The sequence below is a fragment of the Paraburkholderia sp. SIMBA_030 genome (assembly GCF_046535245.1).
Lineage (GTDB): Bacteria > Pseudomonadota > Gammaproteobacteria > Burkholderiales > Burkholderiaceae > Paraburkholderia.
Map to the genome: position 1 here is coordinate 1 of NZ_JAWRXB010000206.1, position 328 is coordinate 328.

The window sequence follows — 328 nt, forward strand, 5'->3', positions numbered from 1 at the left end:
CACATGACGCAGCGGCACGGCGAACGGCAGCAGCCTGTCGCCGGTGCTGATTCGCCCGACGATATACGCCGACTTGTTGCGAAAGAACAGCGACGAGAGCACATGAATCTGGAAGTTCGGCGCTTCGTCGAAGGTGCCGAACGCGTCGTGAATCGCCTGCATCACGCAGCCGACGTCGCGCGTCAGATCTTCGAACGGCGGCTCGAGTTGAAAATTCGTGACGATGCGCTCGAGCGTCGCGGCGAGGCCGTCCTTGCCGGGGTAATACGCGCGATAAGTCGGTTTCGCAGCGGGCTCGTCGTTCTCGATGTATTCGGTGGAGATCGCC

General features: G+C 61.6%; 1 protein-coding gene. It reads right to left on the reverse strand.

From position 1 onward, the window contains the following. On the reverse strand, window positions 1–328 hold a 328-nt coding region (locus SB772_RS39690; RefSeq protein ID WP_410838479.1), incomplete at both ends, for an isocitrate dehydrogenase kinase/phosphatase AceK regulatory subunit.